Source organism: Aeromonas sp. QDB03 (assembly GCF_027707985.1).
Taxonomy (GTDB): Bacteria; Pseudomonadota; Gammaproteobacteria; order Enterobacterales; family Aeromonadaceae; genus Aeromonas; species Aeromonas hydrophila.
Map to the genome: position 1 here is coordinate 235,006 of NZ_JAPCJG010000005.1, position 16,868 is coordinate 251,873.

Below are 16,868 nucleotides of genomic sequence, written 5' to 3' on the forward strand. Positions count from 1 at the left end.
CAGATAGAAATTGGTTCAGAGTAAATTGCACATAACAAAAAGCCCCGATGTCAAATCGGGGCTTGGCGCTTTACCCTGATTGTCGCCTCGCAGCGACCGCCTTCCTGAGCGTAGGAAATGCGTGAAATTTGGTTGCGGGGGCCGGATTTGAACCGACGACCTTCGGGTTATGAGCCCGACGAGCTACCATGCTGCTCCACCCCGCGTCCGAAATCGTGCGAGATTATAGCCACTTCACCCTCGTCACACAAGACTGACTGGCTATAATACACCCGGTTACCCGGGCTCACTGCTTAATTGGTGCCGTGGGCGGGACTCGAACCCGCACACCCTAGAGCACTACCCCCTCAAGATAGCGTGTCTACCAATTCCACCACCACGGCAAAACTCTTACTCGGGAACGTCAGTGTCTTTCTTGACTGGCGCTTTGCTCTGCTCAACCTGTTGGGTTTGTTGCAGATTTTCCCATTCACTACCCTGTTTGACCTTGTTGCTGGACATAGATCCAAGCACCAAGCTAATCAAGAAAAACAGAGTAGCCAAAATCGCTGTTGTGCGGGTCAGGAAACTGCCTGAACCACCGGAGCCGAATACGGTATTCGATGCCCCTGCGCCGAAGGAGGCGCCCATGTCAGCCCCTTTACCTTGCTGAATCATCACCAGACCAATCAGAGCCAGTGACACCAGCAGATAAACGACCAAAAGAATCTCGTACATTTAACTTGCACCCTTTGCCGCTTCAACAATTCCTAAAAACGTCTGGTCATCGAGACTTGCTCCACCAATCAGGCCGCCGTCAACGTCGGGCTGGGCAAACAACTCTCTCGCATTGGCCGGCGTCACGCTCCCACCATAGATGATTCTGACTTTCTCACCTATGACCGGAGTATCCTCCGCCAAGCGACCACGTATAAAGGAATGAACCTCTTGTGCCTGCTCGGGTGTGGCGCATTTACCTGTACCTACAGCCCAAATCGGCTCGTAGGCGATGATAGCATTATCGAAAGCCATCGCGCCATTTTTCTCTATGACTATGTCCAGCTCTTCGGCGATCACCTCGAAGGTTCTTCTCGCCTGCCTCGCTGCCCCTGATTCACCCAAACAGAGGATGGGAATCAGACCTGCCGCTCTGGCTGCCGCAAACTTCTCTGCGACGATAAAACTGGTCTCACCAAAGAGACGCCTGCGCTCGGAGTGCCCTACCAGTACGTATCGACACCCTGCCTCGACCAGCATCTGACACGAGATTTCCCCCGTGTAAGCGCCCTGTCTGTGCTGACTCACATTCTGAGCCCCCAACTTCATTGTCCGTTGCTCACCGAGCAGTGCGGCCGTAAAGTCGAGATGCACATGGGATGGACACAAGACCACGTCTACTCGTTCATCAACGCCCTTCAGACATTGACCAGTAAACTGCTCTAACTGCGACCTACTACCGTGTAACTTCCAGTTGGCTGCTACAAACGGCTTGCGATGTCCCATCGGCAACTCCCTTGCGAAAGCGGGGCTGATAATATCCAGAGGATTGTCAGCTGACAAGCGCTATTTTCAAATTTTCGAATCGTTTGAACAAGATACAACCAGGGCGGCTTAAAAGCCGCCCTTTTTGTTCATTAAAACGCCGATTCGACCTGTTGTGCGATGCGTTGGGCCATATCACGCACCTGCTGTTCATGTTCCCCTTCCACCATCACGCGGATCAGGGGTTCGGTGCCAGATTTGCGCAGCAGCACACGACCACGACCGGCCAGCTCCTGTTCCACCTTGGCCACTTCCTGCTGCACGGCGTCGGCCGCCAGCGGATCCTTGCCTTCGGCAAAACGCACATTGACCAGCACCTGCGGGAACTTGTTCATGCCGGAGCGCAGCTTGGCCAGCGGCATCTCGGCAGTGCAGATGGCGGTCAGTACCTGCAGGGCGGCGACGATGCCATCCCCGGTAGTGGTCTGATCCAGGCAGATGATGTGACCGGAGTTCTCGCCGCCGATGCGCCAGCCCTTCTCGTTCATCATCTCCAACACGTAGCGGTCACCCACCTTGGCGCGGGCAAACGGGATGCCGAGAGTCTGCAGCGCCAGTTCCAGACCCATGTTGGCCATCAGGGTACCCACTACACCGCCCTTGAGGCGACCATTGCGCAATGCATCGCGGGCAATGATATAGAGGATTTCGTCGCCGTCGATGATATAGCCGGTGTTGTCCACCATCACCAGACGGTCGCCATCACCATCGAAGGCCACCCCCAGATCTGCCTTGCACTCCAGCACCTTGGCCGCCAGGGCTTCGGGGGCGGTCGAACCGACACCGTCGTTGATGTTGAGACCATCCGGGCTGCAACCGATAGCGATCACTTCAGCCCCCAACTCACGGAACACGGAAGGCGCAATGTGGTAGGTCGCACCATGACCGCAGTCCACCACCATCTTCAGCCCTTCCAGGCTCAGATTGGAGGGGAAAGTGCTCTTGCAGAATTCGATGTAACGACCGGCGGCATCGTCGATGCGCAGTGCCTTGCCCAACTCGGCGGACTCCACGCACTTCAGCTCGTGGTCCAGCTCGGCTTCGATGGCCATCTCGACTTCGTCAGGCAGCTTGGTACCGTCGGCGGAGAAGAACTTGATGCCGTTGTCGTAATAGGGGTTGTGGGACGCGCTGATGACGATGCCGGCTTCGGCCCGGAAGGTGCGGGTCAGGTAGGCGACGGCCGGGGTGGGCATGGGGCCCATCAGAATGGCCTTGAGACCCGCGGCGGACAGGCCCGCCTCCAGTGCGGACTCCAGCATGTAGCCGGAGATGCGGGTATCCTTGCCGATCAACACCTTGCGAGTACCCTTCTTGGAGAGCACCTTGCCCGCAGCCCAGCCCAGTTTCATCACGAAATCCGGGGTGATCGGGTATTCACCCACCTTGCCGCGTACACCGTCGGTGCCAAAATACTTTCTTGCCATTGTCTGTTCTCGTTTTATTTGGATATGAAATCTTGTCCCGTCATAACCATCCAACCGGTACGCAAGGCATCCATGGTCGCTCGCACATCGTGCACCCGAATGATCCGGGCACCACGCTGCATCCCGATGAGTGCACAGGCCATACTGCCAGCCAGCCGTTCATCAACCGGGCGACCAAGCAGGTTGCCTATCATAGACTTTCGCGACATACCGACCAAGAGCGGAAGCTGGTAATCGAGCAACTTCTCCTGCTGCGCAAGCAGCTGATAGTTGTGTGCGAGTGTCTTGCCAAAACCGTAACCAGGGTCCAGCAACAACTGCCCCCTCTCTATTCCCGCTGCCAGGCAGGCGGCGATCCGCTCGTCGAAGAAAGCCCTCACCTCCCCCAGCAGATCGTCATAATGCGGCTCTGCCTGCATGGTTCTCGGCTGCCCCTGCATGTGCATTAGGCACACAGGAACGTCGGCAACGGCGGCCGCGGCCAGAGCCCCCGGCTCGAGCAGGGCTCGTACGTCGTTGATAAGATGGGCACCTGCCGCGCAGCCTTCCCGCATCACCGCCGCCTTGGAGGTATCAAGGGAGATCATCACCTCCAGCTCGGCGACCATGCGCTCCACCACGGGAATCACTCTGTCCAGCTCCTCCTGCTCGCTCACATCGGGAGCTCCAGGACGGGTCGACTCGCCACCGATGTCGATGAGGGTCGCCCCCTCCGCCACCATCTGGCGCGCATGGGTCATCGCCCGCTCCAGCTGATTGAAATGACCGCCGTCGGAGAAGGAGTCCGGTGTCACATTGAGGATCCCCATCACGTGGGGACGTTCGAGGGAGAGGCTTAGCCCCTTGCTGGTTAGCTGCATCGTTACTTCCGTTGACATAAAGAAAAACCCCGGGGCCAGCCCGGGGTTTGTATCATCACGATTTATTTGGCCGGCACATCGTTGGCCTTGTCGATATCGACATCGGCCACCTGCTCGGTCTCGGCTACCGCCGGCTTGGCTTCTGCTGCAACCGTGGCACCGCCTTGCGGGGTATCACCGTGCTCATCATGCCAGTTGCTGGGGGCACGCACTTCGCGGCGAGCCATCAGATCGTCGATCTGCTTGGCATCGATGGTCTCGTACTTCATCAGCGCATCTTTCATGCTGTGCAGCACGTCCATGTTGTCCAGCAGGATCTGCTTGGAGCGGGCGTAGTTGCGATCGATGACCTGCTTGACCTCGGCATCGATGACGCGCGCAGTATCATCGGACATATGCTTGGCCTTGGCCATGCTGCGACCGAGGAACACCTCGCCATCTTCTTCCGCGTAGAGCATGGGGCCGAGACGCTCGGACATGCCCCACTGGGTCACCATCTTGCGGGCGATGTCGGTGGCACGCTCGATGTCGTTGGACGCACCGGTCGATACCTTCTCGGCACCGTAGATCAGCTCTTCCGCCAGACGGCCACCGTACAGGCTGGAGATCATGGACTCCAGATGCTGCTTGGAGTGGCTCCAGCGATCCTGCTCCGGCAGGTACATGGTCACACCCAGCGCACGACCGCGCGGAATGATGGAGACCTTGTAGACGGGGTCATGATCCGGCACCAGACGACCAATGATGGCGTGACCGGCTTCGTGATAGGCAGTCATCTCTTTCTCGGACTCTTTCATCACCATGGAGCGACGTTCCGCGCCCATCATGATCTTGTCCTTGGCCTTTTCAAACTCGGCCATGGAGACCACACGACGGCTCTCGCGGGCCGAGAACAGGGCGGCTTCGTTGACCAGGTTGGCCAGGTCAGCACCGGAGAAACCGGGCGTACCGCGCGCAATCAACGCCGGATTGACGTCATCCGCCAACGGCACCTTGCGCATGTGCACTTTCAGGATCTGTTCGCGACCACGCACATCCGGCAGACCGACCACGACCTGGCGGTCGAAACGACCCGGACGCAGCAAGGCCGGGTCCAGTACGTCAGGACGGTTGGTGGCGGCGATGACGATGATGCCTTCATTGCCTTCAAAGCCATCCATTTCGACCAGCATCTGGTTCAGGGTCTGCTCACGCTCGTCATGACCACCGCCCAGACCGGCGCCACGCTGGCGGCCGACCGCATCGATCTCGTCAATGAAGATGATGCAGGGAGAAGACTTCTTGGCCTGCTCGAACATGTCGCGAACCCGGGAGGCACCGACACCCACGAACATCTCGACGAAATCTGAACCCGAAATGGTAAAGAAGGGTACCTTGGCCTCGCCCGCAATGGCCTTGGCCAGCAGGGTCTTACCGGTACCGGGAGGACCTACCAGCAGCACGCCGGTCGGGATCTTGCCGCCCAGTTTCTGGAACTTGCTCGGGTCACGCAGATAGTCGACCAGCTCCTTCACCTCTTCCTTGGCTTCGTCACAGCCAGCCACGTCGGCAAAGGTAGTCTTGATCTGATCTTCACTCATCAGGCGAGCCTTGCTCTTGCCGAACGACATGGCACCCTTGCCACCACCGCCCTGCATTTGACGCATGAAGAAGACCCAGACACCGATCAGCAACAGCATCGGGAACCAGGAGATGAAGATGGACGTCAGCAGAGACGGCTCTTCCGGCTTCTCGCCCATCACTTTGACATTGTGATTGAGCATATCGTTGAGCAGCTGGGGATCCGGCGCCGGGATGATGGTGGTGAAGCGTTCACCGGTGCGCTTGACGCCATTAATGACCTTGCCATCCATCCGCACTTCACGGATCTGCTCTTGGGTCACTTCTTTAACGAAGCTGGAATAGTCCAGCTGGCGACTGGTGGTATCGCTGGGGCTGAAGCTATTGAACACCGACATCAACACGACGGCGATGACCAGCCACAGGATTAGGTTTTTCGCCATGTCACTCAAATCAGTAACCTCGCAGACTGACAGTTAACGATGAAGGTTAGGGTACTACAGTTTAAAACCGGTAGCCACAATGTAGACTTCTCGTGAACGGGCACGAGACGAGTCTGGTTTACGAATCTTGACGGCAGTGAAAAGTTTACGGATTTCATTGAGATAGATATCAAACCCCTCCCCCTGGAACACCTTGACCACGAAGCTACCGTTGGCCCGCAGGACCTGATTGCACATGTCCAGCGCCAGTTCGACCAGATACATGGAACGGGCCTGATCCACCTGCTGGGTACCGCTCATGTTGGGTGCCATGTCGGACATGACGACGTCAACCTTGTCCGGACCTACCCGTTCAAGCAGAGCGCCCAGTACAGTTTCCTCCCGAAAGTCGCCCTGAAGGAAATCGACACCGGCGATGGAATCCATCGGCAAAATATCGCAGGCGATCACTCGGCCCTTGTCACCGACCTGGTCGATGGCAAACTGGGACCAGCCACCGGGGGCCGCCCCCAGATCCACCACCGTCATGCCCGGCTTGAGCAGTTTGTCCTTGCCCTGGATCTCGTCGATCTTGAACACGGCACGGGATCTCAGTCCCAACTTCTGGGCTTTTTTGACGTATTGATCGTCAAAATGCTCTTTTAACCAGCGGGTTGAACTGGGGGAATGTTTTTTCTGGGTCATGATCGTCGACTTTAAAAAACCACAAGGGTTATTAGTATTAAGGGCTAAGTGGGGGTAGAATACGCCCCTTTCAACCCTGACTTATGAAGAAATTGCCATGATTCTCAACAATAAACAGAAACAGTACCTCAAGGGCCTTGCCCACAGTCTGAAGCCGGTCGTCCTGCTGGGACAACACGGTCTGACCGAAGGTGTGCTGGCCGAGATCGATCTGGCGCTCAACCACCACGAGCTGATCAAGGTTAAGGTTGCGTCTGAAGATCGTGAGATGAAACAGCTGGTTATGGATGCCATCGTCCGTGAAACCGGCGCGGTGAAAGTACAGAGCATCGGCCACGTGCTGACCATCTATCGTCAAGCCAACGAGCCGAAAATCCAACTGCCCCGCAAGTAACAGGAAAGAGCATCGCTCTTTCCTTCATTTCCCCTCTTCCCAAGTCGCTTGCCAAAGTAGTCGCCAGGCCCTTAACCTGCGATGAATACTCGTGGATACCCGCTATGGATCACCATCAGATTCTCACCGAAGATGAACTGGCCATGCTACGGGACTTGGGAAGCGATCAGGAGACGGCCGCCGGTCAATCCCTGAGCGGTTATCTCGCCACTCCCCTGCTAGGCCTGCTGCAACGCGCCGACCAGCTGGTGCTGGAAGCCCGTTTTGCCGGGCATCAGCTCCGTTTTCCGCTGCGCTTCACTCAAGGGGATGATGGCTTTGTCGAGCCACGCATCGCCGCCCCCGTCATCAAGGAGCTGGGTTATCCCCATCCGCGCACCTGGCGGTTGGACGAGCAGGCCAGCTTCAGGATGGGTGAGCACGAGTATCTGGTGCACAGCCTGTCGCTCGATGGTCTGGTCGTCGAGGGCCTGCCGCCCGGACTGACCGTCGGCGCCACCTTGACGGGCAGCCTGCTCATTGAGGATCTCGCTCCCCTGCCGCTCAGCGCAGAGCTGGTCAGACACATTCATCGTCGCAACGGCATCCAGGGCTGGGCACTGCATTTCCAGATGGCCAAAGCGGACCTTGAACTGCTGCGCAACTGGATGTTCCAGCGTCATCAGGACGCCTTCACCCAGGCTTACCAGCCCCGCTAAATACAAACAGGGGAGCCGGGGCTCCCCTGTTCTGGCATCCACCTACCTCAGAGGTAGGCAACTTCCAGGATCTCGTACTCCACATCGCCTGCCGGCGTCTTGACGATGGCCACATCGTCCACTTCCTTGCCGATCAGGGCACGGGCGATGGGGGAATTCACGGAGATCATGTTCTGTTTGATGTCCGCCTCGTCGTCACCCACGATACGGTAGACCACCTCTTCTTCCGTCTCGCTCTTGAGCAGAGTCACGGTTGCCCCGAAGATGACGCGACCATTGTTGGTCATCTTGGTGATGTCGATCACCTGGGCGTTGGAGAGCTTGCTCTCGATTTCCTGGATACGGCCTTCACAGAAGCCTTGCTGCTCGCGGGCAGCATGGTATTCGGCGTTTTCTTTCAGATCACCATGTTCACGGGCATCTGCAATCGCTTCGATAATCTGCGGACGCAGCTCGGTCTTGAGATATTCGAGCTCTTCACGCAGCTTTTCAGCGCCGCGAACAGTCATCGGAGTATGATTCATAGTCGAAACCTGGGTTGCTTGAAAAGAGAAGCTGCGGCTATCAGAGAGAGCCGCAGCTGTCGGTTCGGATGAGGCATCTTAATATGAAGCCGGCACAAAATCCATGTCAGTCCCTGCGAGCGGGATCGCGCTTTCTCATCAGAATTTGCCGGAACTATTTCTGTTCCTGCGCGCTGATCGGGGCTGACACCGTCGGTTTGCCCTGCATGATGGAGATCTCCACCCGCCGGTTCATGCGCCGGTTTTCCGGGCTGGTATTGGGCACCAGCGGCTGGGAATCGGCCATGCCCTGTACCACCAGCCGGCCGCCATCGAAGCCCGGCACCTTGATCATCTGGTGGGCTACCGCCACCGCCCGCTGAGAAGAGAGCTCCCAGTTGGACTGGAACAGCTCATCCTCGGTGGCAGCATCATCGGTATGGCCCGAGACGGTGATCTCGCCGGGCACATCCTTGAGCAGAGCCGCCACCTTGCGCACCACCGGCCAGAACTGGGGCTGCAGGAAGGCGGAACCCGCCGGGAAGGCCGCTTTTTCCCGGATCCGGATGATGATCTGCTGGCCCAGCGCTTCCACTTCGATGGCGCCATCCTGGATCTGCGCCTTCATCTGATCCGCCAGCGCCTTGGCCAGCGCGTTGGACTGCTCCTGCTGCTGTTGTTTCTGCGCCTCCTGCTGGGTGTCGCCCCCCACCAGCTTCTCTTCGCTCTTGTCATGACCGCCGGCCTGATCGGCATCGCCGGGCTGAAAATCCAGCTCGGTCTGGGTCATGTCCATGGTCTGCTGCATGATGGTATCGATGGGGGTCGGCTCTGGGCGACCCGGCCTGAACTCCTGGGCGATGACGGAGGTTCCCTTGGGGATGTCCTTCACCTCGAGAATATTCTGCACCCCGAACGCCTTCTCCATGGAGCCGGCAATCTGCTTGAACTTCTGCACGTCCATCTCGGCAAACGAGAGCAGCAGCACGAAGAAGCACATCAGCAGCGACATCAGGTCGGCGAAGGTTCCCATGTAGCCGGGCAGACCGGGAGGTGGGCATTTGCACTTTGCCATGCGCGCTCCTATTCGGTCCCGTTGTTGCGTTTGGACTGGTTCAGGTAGTTCTGCAGCATGGCCTGGATCACCCGCGGGTTCTGGCCATCCTGAATGCCCATGATGGCGTCGAGGATCAGGGTACGGCTCAGCTGCTCCTCACCACTGCGCAGCTCCAGCTTGTCGGCGATGGGGATGGCGATCATGTTGGCCTCGATCGCCCCGTACAGGGTGGTGAGCAAGGCCACCGCCATGGCCGGGCCGATGGACTTGGGATCGCTCATGTTGGCCAGCATGGCCACCAGCCCCACCAGGGTACCGATCATCCCCATGGCGGGGCCAAGATCCCCCAGGGAGCGGAACACCTTGACGGCGATGACGTGGCGCTCCGAGGTCAGCTCGATGTCCTTCTCCATCACGGCCCGTACCACGTCGGCGTCATGGCCATCCACCAGCATGTCGATGCCCTTCTTCATGAAGGTATTGGGGATCTCCGCCGCCTCCAGGGCCAGGAAGCCCCCCTTGCGGGCCGCGTCCGCCAGTTCCACCGCCTTGGCAATCAGGTCATCGAGCTTGTCCCCCTTGTACATGAATGCCTTGCCGGCCACCTTGAACGCCATCAAAAACTGGCCGAGGTTGAACTTCATCATGCAGATGAACAGAGAACCCAAAATGGTGATATAGACCGAGGGCATATCCACATACATGCTCATGGGGCCACCCAGCAGCATGCCGTACACCACCACCCCGAACCCCAGCACTATGCCTATCAGACTGCCTAAATCCACATCCTTACTCCTGTCAGCTGAAATTTGTTGTATCTGCAGTTTGTTGAATTTTCTGCTATTGGCTCATCAGCGGCAAGGGTTGCCACAATTTTCCCCGTTCGGAAGATGGCTTATTATCGGCCACTTTTCCGAGAGTTTAAGCCGAGGGCATTTTTCTGCCTCCCCCCTGCCCGTCGTCGATGTTAAGATAAGCCGTTTTTTTCAATCCCCGAGGATGGACATGGCCAGTAAAAAAATCGACCGCCTGAGTTTTGATGCCACTCTGGAAGAGCTGGAAACCATAGTTCATCAACTGGAACAGGGCTCTCTGCCGCTGGAAGAGGCTCTCAAGCAGTTTGAGCAGGGTATTCATCTGGTGCGGGCCGGCCAGCAGAAGCTGGAGCAGGCCGAGCAGAAGATCCAGATCCTGCTGACTCAGGCCGATGGCAGCGAGCAAGCCGTCCCCTTCCAGCCAGAGCAAGGAGAGGAGTGAGTGACGCTGGACGATTTTTCCCGCCTGCACCGGCAACGTATTGACGACTGTCTGTCTGCACAACTTGAATCCTTGCCCGCAATGGCCCCCCGCCTGCGCGATGCCATGCGTTACGGCCTGCTGCTGGGCGGCAAGCGGGTGCGCCCCTTCCTGGTCTACGCCGTCGGCGAGATGCTGGGCGTAAAGAACGAACTGCTGGATGGCCCGGCCGCCGCAGTAGAGTGCATTCACGCCTACTCCCTGCTGCACGACGACCTGCCCGCCATGGACAACGACGATCTGCGTCGCGGTCAGCCGACGGTGCACAAGGCCTTCGATGAAGGCACCGCCATTTTGGCCGGCGACGCCCTGCAGACCCTGGCCTTCACCATTCTGGCCGATCACCCGATGCCGGACGCGCTGCTGGCCAACCGGGTACGGATGCTGAGCCGGCTGGCCCGCGCCTCGGGTTATCTCGGCATGTGCGGTGGCCAGGCGCTGGATCTGCAGGCGGAAGGTCGCCAGATCTCCCTCGCCGAGCTGGAACAGGTACACCGTCACAAGACCGGGGCCCTCATCGAGTGCGCCGTGGCGCTTGGCGCCCTGTGCAAGGCCGACGTGGATGAAACCACCCTGAGCGCGCTGCAAACCTATGCCGCCGCCATCGGTCTCGCCTTCCAGGTGCAGGATGACATCCTCGACATCACGGGCGATACCGCCACCCTCGGCAAGCGACAAGGTTCCGATCTGGCGCTGGAAAAGAGTACCTATCCGGCGCTGCTGGGGCTCGACAATGCCCGTGAGCTGGCTCGCGAACTGCATGGTAAAGCCTTAACAGCCTTGCAATCTTTGCCCTACAATACCGACATTCTGGAAGCGTTTGCCGATTACATCATCGAGCGAACCCACTAAACGCTGGATAACAGTAACAATATGAGCGTTGATATAAGCAATTTCCCCAACCTGGCCCTCGCGGATACGCCGGTCGAGTTGCGATCCCTGCCCTTCGAGCGACTGCCCGTACTGTGCAACGAACTGCGTGAATATCTGCTGCGTTCGGTGAGTCGCTCCAGTGGCCATCTTGCCTCCGGGCTCGGCACCGTCGAACTGACGGTGGCGCTGCACTACGTCTACAACACCCCGTTCGATCGGCTGGTGTGGGACGTGGGCCACCAGGCTTATCCCCACAAGATCCTCACCGGTCGCCGCGATCGGATGCAGAGCATCCGCCAGAAAGACGGTCTGCACCCCTTCCCCTGGCGCGGCGAGAGCGAATATGACGTGCTCTCGGTCGGCCACTCCAGCACCTCCATCGGTGCGGCGCTCGGCATGGCAGTCGCGGCCGAGAGCGAAGGGCTGGGGCGCAAGGTGGTTGCGGTGATCGGCGACGGTGCCATTACCGCCGGCATGGCGTTCGAGGCACTCAATCACGCCGGCGATGTCCACAAGGACATGCTGGTGGTGCTCAACGACAACGAGATGTCCATCTCCGAAAATGTCGGGGCGCTCAACAACCACCTGGCCCGCATCATGTCTGGCAAGCTCTACACCACCATCCGCGAGGGTGGCAAGAAGGTGCTGGCCGGTCTGCCGCCGGTCAAGGAGCTGGCCAAGCGGGCCGAGGAACACCTCAAGGGAATGGTGGTGCCCGGCACCCTGTTCGAGGAGTTCGGCTTCAACTACATAGGCCCCATCGACGGCCACGACATCAACGCCCTGGTCGAGACCCTGCGCAACATGCGCAACCTCAAGGGGCCGCAGTTGCTGCACGTCAAGACCAAGAAGGGCAAGGGCTATGAGCCCGCCGAGAAGGACCCCATCGGTTATCACGGCGTGCCCAAGTTCAATCCGGACGAGTGCACCCTGCCCAAGGCGAGCGGTGGCAAGCCGAGCTTCTCCGCCATCTTCGGCCAGTGGCTGTGCGACATGGCGGCCAAGGATGAGCGGCTGGTCGGCATCACCCCGGCCATGCGCGAAGGCTCCGGCCTGGTGAAGTTCAGCCAGCAGTATCCGGATCGCTACTTCGACGTGGCCATCGCCGAGCAGCACGCGGTCACCTTCGCCGCCGGTCTCGCCATCGCCGACCAGAAGCCGGTGGTCGCCATCTACTCGAGCTTCCTGCAGCGTGCCTACGACCAGCTGATCCACGATGTGGCGCTGCAAGAGCTGCCGGTGCTGTTCGCCATCGACCGGGCCGGTCTGGTGGGAGCCGACGGCCCCACTCATCAGGGGGCGTTCGACATCAGCTTCCTGCGCACCGTGCCCAACATGGTGATCATGACCCCGTCCGACGAGAACGAATGCCGTCAGATGCTCTACACCGGCTACCAGTGCAACGGGCCGGCGGCGGTACGCTACCCCCGCGGCAGCGGCACCGGCATCCAGGTCGAGAGCGAGATGCAGGCGCTGGCGCTCGGCAAGGGCCGGATCGTGCGTCAGGGCAAGGGCACCGCCATCCTGGCGTTCGGCACATTGCTGCAACAGGCCAAAGCGGCTGCCGAGGCGCTCGATGCCACCCTGGTGGACATGCGCTTCGTCAAGCCGATGGACGAGGCCCTGGTGCTCTCCCTGGCCACGACCCACGATCAGTTCGTCACCCTCGAGGACAACGCCATCATGGGCGGTGCCGGCTCTGCGGTGAACGAGCTGTTGATGCGCAGCAAACAGTGCAAGCCGGTGCTCAATCTCGGCCTGCCGGATCGCTTCGTCGAACAGGGTACCCAGGAGGAGATCTACACACTGCTGGGGCTCGATGGCGCCGGCATCCAGCGCAGCATAGAGCAGTGGCTGCAGGCTTGACCCCCTCAGCACACACAGTAAAAGGGCGCCGTTATGGCGCCCTTTTTGTTTCTCTGTCTCGTTGGTTTATCCGCGACCATCAGCCCTTGTAGAGCTTGGGATTGAACACATCCCGCAGCCAGTCACCCAACAGGTTGATGACCAGCACCAGCACCACCAGGCAGATGCCCGGGAAGGCGGTGATCCACCAGGAACCGGAGAAGATGTAGTTGAAGCCCACGCTGATGAGCGAGCCCAGCGACGGCTGATCCACCGGCATTCCCAGACCGAGGAAGGAGAGGGCTGCCTCACTCATGATGGCGTTGGCCACCTGCACCGTGGAGATGACCAGGATCGGCGACAGGCAGTTGGGCAGAATGTGGCGGAACATGATGCGCGGGGCGCGAAAGCCCATCACCTTGGCCGCTTCCACATACTCCTTCTTCTTCTCCGCCAGCACCGAGGCGCGCACGGTTCGGGCGTACTGCGGCCACTCGGCGATACCGATGATCACCACCAGCATCAGGATGGCGAACTTCGAGTAGAACTCGGAACCAAACGTCGCCTGGAAGATGGCGGAGATGATGATCGCCACCATCATGGTGGAGAACGACAGCTGCACGTCGGCAAAGCGCATCAGCAGGCTGTCGATGCGGCCACCGAAGTAACCGGCGATGAGGCCGATGACGATGCCGAGCACCAGCTGCAGCGCCACCGCGAACAGACCTATGGTCAGCGAGATGCGGGCGCCATAGAGAATGGTGCTCCAGATGTCGCGGCCCTGGTTGTCGGTACCGAGCCAGAAGCGCTCTTCGCCTCCTTCCAGCCAGGAGGGCGGCAATTCGGCATCCATCAGATCGAAGCTGGTCTGGTCATAGACGTTGTACGGGGCCAGCCAGGGTGCCAGCAGGGCCGCCAGGACGAACACCACGAACACCGCAAAGCTGAACATGGCTACCTTGTCCCGCAGGAAGTAGTAGACGATGTCGGAATTTTTAAAACGAGCCCAACGGCTTGGGCTTGCAGTTACAGCATGAGTCATCTGTTACCCCTTGGCGGTCAGGTTGACGGTCGGGTTGATCAACCCGTAAAGCAGGTCGACCAGGGTATTGGTCACCACGAAAATGAGCCCGACGAAGATGACGTAGGCGGTGATGAGGGGCGTATCGACCCGGTGGATCGCCTCGAGGAACAGGAAGCCGGTCCCCGGCCACTGGAATACGCTCTCGGTCAGGATGGTGTAGGCCACCATGGTACCGATCTGCACACCACCGACGGTAATGACCGGCAGCATGGTGTTCTTCAGAGCGTGGCTGTAGTAGACCTTGTTGTTGTCCAGCCCCTTGGCACGGGCGAACTTGACGTACTCGGAGGAGAGCTGCTCCAGCATCTCGGAGCGCACCAGCCGGATGAACAGCGGCAACATGATGGAGGAGAGCGCCACGCAGGGCAGGATCAAATGCTTGATTCCGTCCCAGGTGAAGAAGCCCGACTCCCAGCCCAGCAGGTTGTAGGTCTCGCCACGGCCATAGGCCGGCAGCCAGCCCAGCTGGATGGAGAAGAGGTACATCAGCATGATGGCGGTCAGGAACACCGGGATCGAGATGCCGATGCTGCTCCCCGCCATGATGATCTTGGTCGGTATGCTGTGCGGGCGGATCGCCGAGTAGACCCCAAGCGGAATGGAGACCACCACGATGATCAGCGCAGCGCCAAACACCAGCTCAAGAGTAGCCACCAGCTTGTCGAGGATAACCTCGAGGGCTGGTCGCTTGAAGAAGTAGGAAGTACCCAGATCCCCGTGTACCGCGTTCTTCAAGAAGCGGCTGTATTTGACGAGGAAAGGATCGTTGAGGCCCATCTTCTCGCGCAATTCGTGGCGCTGGGCTTCGGAGACGGATTGTCCCACCAGCTCGCGCAACGGATCCCCCAGGTTGTCCTGGATGGAGAAGGCGACCAGGCTGATGACGAACATCACTATCACGGCCTGATAGAACCGTTTCAGCAGGAATGTAAACATGCTTGTCCTTCTACGTGGCCTGTGTCATGGCACAGGCTTCTGTTAGCAGGCGGGGTGGCCGGCTGACCACCCCGCCCCGTCCTTCCTTGCAACCTTCGCTTACTTGCCGACCACCAGGTCGCCGAAGTAAGGGAAGTTCATCACGTTGACCACCGGCTTGATGTCGGCGTTCTTCTTGGCGCCGTAGGCCAGATCTTCCCAGTGCAGCGGCACATAGGCAGCGTCGTCGATCAGCATGGCTTCGACCTTCTTCAACATCTCGGCACGCTTGGCCGGATCGGTCTCGGCGTTGGCCTGCTCGACCAGCTTGTCAGCCTCGGCGTTGGCATAACCGGCGCAGTTGTACTGGCCCATGCCGGTCTTGGCATCCTTGGTGAAGGTCAGGAACTCGAAGAAGTTCGCACTGTCTTCGGTGTCGGAGTGCCAGCCGATCAGCTGCATGTCCGCGGCGCACTTGTCAAACTCAGGCCAGTACTGGGCCACCGGCATGGTCTTCAGATCCACCTTGATGTTGATCTTGGCCAGCATGGCGGAGACGGCCTGGGCAATCTTGACGTCGTTGACGTAACGGGCAGCCGGGGAGATGAAGCTCATCTTGAAGCCCTGCTCATAGCCGGCTTCCTTCATCAGCTGCTTGGCCTTGGCCAGATCATACTGGGGCTTGAGCGCCTCGTTGTGACCGGCATAGCCTTTCGGACTCAGCTGGCCGGCAGGGGTACCGAAGCCTTTGTTGATCTTCTCGACGATGCCCACCTGGTTGATGGCGTAGTTGATCGCCTGACGCACGCGTTTGTCTTTCAGCGCCGGGTTGGTGTTCTGGTTCAGCTCGATGATGATGGCGCGGGTACCGGACAGGGTCACCAGCTGGGTGTCCTTGCCGTTCTTCACGCGCTCCAGATCGTTCGGCGCAACCGGGTAGATCACGTCCACGTCACCACCCAGCAGGGCCGCCACGCGGGTGGCGTCCTCCTTGATGGGCACCACGGTCAGGTTGTCGACGTTGCCCTTGGAGGCCTTGTCCCAGTAGTTGGCGTTGCGGGTGTACTCCAGCTTGACGCCCTGCTCGCGGAACTTGACGCTGAACGGGCCGGTACCGGAGACATGGGTGGAGGCGTAGGAGTCGCCGTTCTTGACGATCTCGGCCTTGTCTTTGCCCGCCTCGGTCTTGCCGGTATAGAACTTGGAGTCCATCGGGAAGATATAGGTGACGGTCTGCAGCACCAGCGGGAACGGCTTGGCGGTGACGAGATCGACGGTGTACTCATCGACCTTCTTCACTTCGGCGATGGGGTCGAAGATGGCCTTGAAGTCGACTGAGGACTTCAGACGGTTGACGGTCCACACCACGTCGTCGGCGGTGAAGTCGTTGCCGGAGTGGAACTTGACGCCCTTGCGCAGGAAGAAGCGCACGGTCTTGTCGTCGATGCGCTCATACTTCTCGGCCAGACGCGGCTCGAATTTCAGGTCCTGGGTGTAACGCATCAGCGGATCGAACACCAGGTGGGACATCTCCAGGGTCTGACCGGAGAGCTGCTCCTGCGGGTCCAGCGAGGTGGCGTCGGAGGCGACGGCGACCTTGATGTCGACGGCGGAAACGTTAAAAGCGAAACCGGCGGCAAACAGCGCCAGGGCAATCTTGGATAATCCTTTCTTCATGTCTTTCTCCATGCTTTTGGCTTTTTATTGA

At 59.3% G+C, this 16,868-nt stretch carries 17 protein-coding genes and 2 tRNA genes; 5 read left to right on the forward strand and 14 right to left on the reverse strand.

Annotated features, from left to right (window positions below):
* Positions 1–129: 129 nt before the first annotated feature.
* The 8 genes from PG900_RS14540 to rlmE all read right to left on the reverse strand — a co-directional run bounded on the left by PG900_RS14540 (position 130) and on the right by rlmE (position 6,495).
* Positions 130–206, reverse strand: a tRNA-Met gene (locus PG900_RS14540).
* Between the two features lie 92 nt (positions 207–298).
* Positions 299–383 (reverse strand) — tRNA-Leu (locus PG900_RS14545).
* A 7-nt stretch (positions 384–390) separates the two neighbouring features.
* Positions 391–717 carry a preprotein translocase subunit SecG gene (secG, locus tag PG900_RS14550; protein ID WP_010633113.1) on the reverse strand — a complete coding sequence of 109 codons (327 nt, stop codon included), beginning with the start codon at positions 715–717 and terminating at the stop codon, positions 391–393.
* On the reverse strand, positions 718–1,482 hold the full coding sequence (gene tpiA / locus PG900_RS14555) for a triose-phosphate isomerase (protein WP_011707077.1): 765 nt from the start codon (positions 1,480–1,482) through the stop codon (positions 718–720).
* 131 nt (positions 1,483–1,613) lie between these two features.
* Complete coding sequence (gene glmM, locus PG900_RS14560; RefSeq protein ID WP_016351721.1) at positions 1,614–2,948, reverse strand: phosphoglucosamine mutase; 1,335 nt, start codon at positions 2,946–2,948, stop codon at positions 1,614–1,616.
* Between the two features lie 14 nt (positions 2,949–2,962).
* A complete protein-coding gene (folP, locus tag PG900_RS14565; RefSeq protein ID WP_270831702.1) occupies positions 2,963–3,808 on the reverse strand; it encodes a dihydropteroate synthase in 846 nt (281 codons plus the stop codon).
* Positions 3,809–3,870: 62 nt separating this feature from the next.
* The gene (gene ftsH / locus PG900_RS14570; RefSeq protein ID WP_219312235.1) at positions 3,871–5,820 is read right to left on the reverse strand and encodes an ATP-dependent zinc metalloprotease FtsH; all 1,950 of its coding nucleotides are present in this window, start codon (positions 5,818–5,820) and stop codon (positions 3,871–3,873) included.
* A gap of 45 nt (positions 5,821–5,865) precedes the next feature.
* Positions 5,866–6,495 (reverse strand): 23S rRNA (uridine(2552)-2'-O)-methyltransferase RlmE, encoded by a 630-nt coding sequence (gene rlmE, locus PG900_RS14575; RefSeq protein ID WP_011707081.1) that lies wholly within the window; start codon positions 6,493–6,495, stop codon positions 5,866–5,868.
* Between the two features lie 97 nt (positions 6,496–6,592).
* Here rlmE and yhbY point away from each other — a divergent pair, with 97 nt between their 5' ends.
* Together yhbY and PG900_RS14585 are read left to right on the forward strand one after the other, a co-directional pair.
* Positions 6,593–6,889 (forward strand): ribosome assembly RNA-binding protein YhbY, encoded by a 297-nt coding sequence (gene yhbY / locus PG900_RS14580; RefSeq protein ID WP_005298134.1) that lies wholly within the window; start codon positions 6,593–6,595, stop codon positions 6,887–6,889.
* A 104-nt stretch (positions 6,890–6,993) separates the two neighbouring features.
* On the forward strand, positions 6,994–7,587 hold the full coding sequence (locus PG900_RS14585; protein ID WP_113994140.1) for a PilZ domain-containing protein: 594 nt from the start codon (positions 6,994–6,996) through the stop codon (positions 7,585–7,587).
* 47 nt (positions 7,588–7,634) lie between these two features.
* Here the strand turns inward: PG900_RS14585 and greA are convergent, their stop codons facing one another.
* From greA to pomA, 3 genes are all read right to left on the reverse strand, one after another.
* Positions 7,635–8,111, reverse strand: a complete 477-nt coding sequence (greA, locus tag PG900_RS14590) for a transcription elongation factor GreA (RefSeq protein WP_011707083.1) — start codon at positions 8,109–8,111, stop codon at positions 7,635–7,637.
* Between the two features lie 154 nt (positions 8,112–8,265).
* Positions 8,266–9,165, reverse strand: a complete 900-nt coding sequence (locus PG900_RS14595; RefSeq protein ID WP_017409291.1) for a flagellar motor protein MotB — start codon at positions 9,163–9,165, stop codon at positions 8,266–8,268.
* 8 nt (positions 9,166–9,173) lie between these two features.
* Positions 9,174–9,932, reverse strand: a complete 759-nt coding sequence (pomA, locus tag PG900_RS14600; RefSeq protein ID WP_011707085.1) for a flagellar motor protein PomA — start codon at positions 9,930–9,932, stop codon at positions 9,174–9,176.
* Between the two features lie 220 nt (positions 9,933–10,152).
* Here pomA and xseB point away from each other — a divergent pair, with 220 nt between their 5' ends.
* The 3 genes from xseB to dxs are packed head-to-tail and all read left to right on the forward strand — an operon-like array spanning position 10,153 to position 13,182.
* Entirely contained in the window at positions 10,153–10,404 is a 252-nt protein-coding gene (gene xseB / locus PG900_RS14605) for an exodeoxyribonuclease VII small subunit (protein ID WP_016351725.1), read from the forward strand.
* The gene (gene ispA, locus PG900_RS14610; RefSeq protein ID WP_139704818.1) at positions 10,405–11,295 is read left to right on the forward strand and encodes a (2E,6E)-farnesyl diphosphate synthase; all 891 of its coding nucleotides are present in this window, start codon (positions 10,405–10,407) and stop codon (positions 11,293–11,295) included. It abuts the gene before it with no gap.
* A gap of 21 nt (positions 11,296–11,316) precedes the next feature.
* Positions 11,317–13,182 (forward strand): 1-deoxy-D-xylulose-5-phosphate synthase, encoded by a 1,866-nt coding sequence (gene dxs, locus PG900_RS14615; protein ID WP_270831705.1) that lies wholly within the window; start codon positions 11,317–11,319, stop codon positions 13,180–13,182.
* A gap of 79 nt (positions 13,183–13,261) precedes the next feature.
* On the opposite strand, the gene PG900_RS14620 is transcribed toward dxs, so the two are convergent.
* The 3 genes from PG900_RS14620 to PG900_RS14630 form a co-directional block, all read right to left on the reverse strand.
* The gene (locus PG900_RS14620; protein ID WP_203133615.1) at positions 13,262–14,203 is read right to left on the reverse strand and encodes an ABC transporter permease; all 942 of its coding nucleotides are present in this window, start codon (positions 14,201–14,203) and stop codon (positions 13,262–13,264) included.
* A gap of 3 nt (positions 14,204–14,206) precedes the next feature.
* Positions 14,207–15,181 carry an ABC transporter permease gene (locus PG900_RS14625; protein WP_011707090.1) on the reverse strand — a complete coding sequence of 325 codons (975 nt, stop codon included), beginning with the start codon at positions 15,179–15,181 and terminating at the stop codon, positions 14,207–14,209.
* 99 nt (positions 15,182–15,280) lie between these two features.
* Positions 15,281–16,837: an ABC transporter substrate-binding protein gene (locus PG900_RS14630; RefSeq protein WP_011707091.1), complete on the reverse strand. Its 1,557-nt coding sequence runs from the start codon at positions 16,835–16,837 to the stop codon at positions 15,281–15,283.
* Positions 16,838–16,868 lie beyond the last annotated feature (31 nt).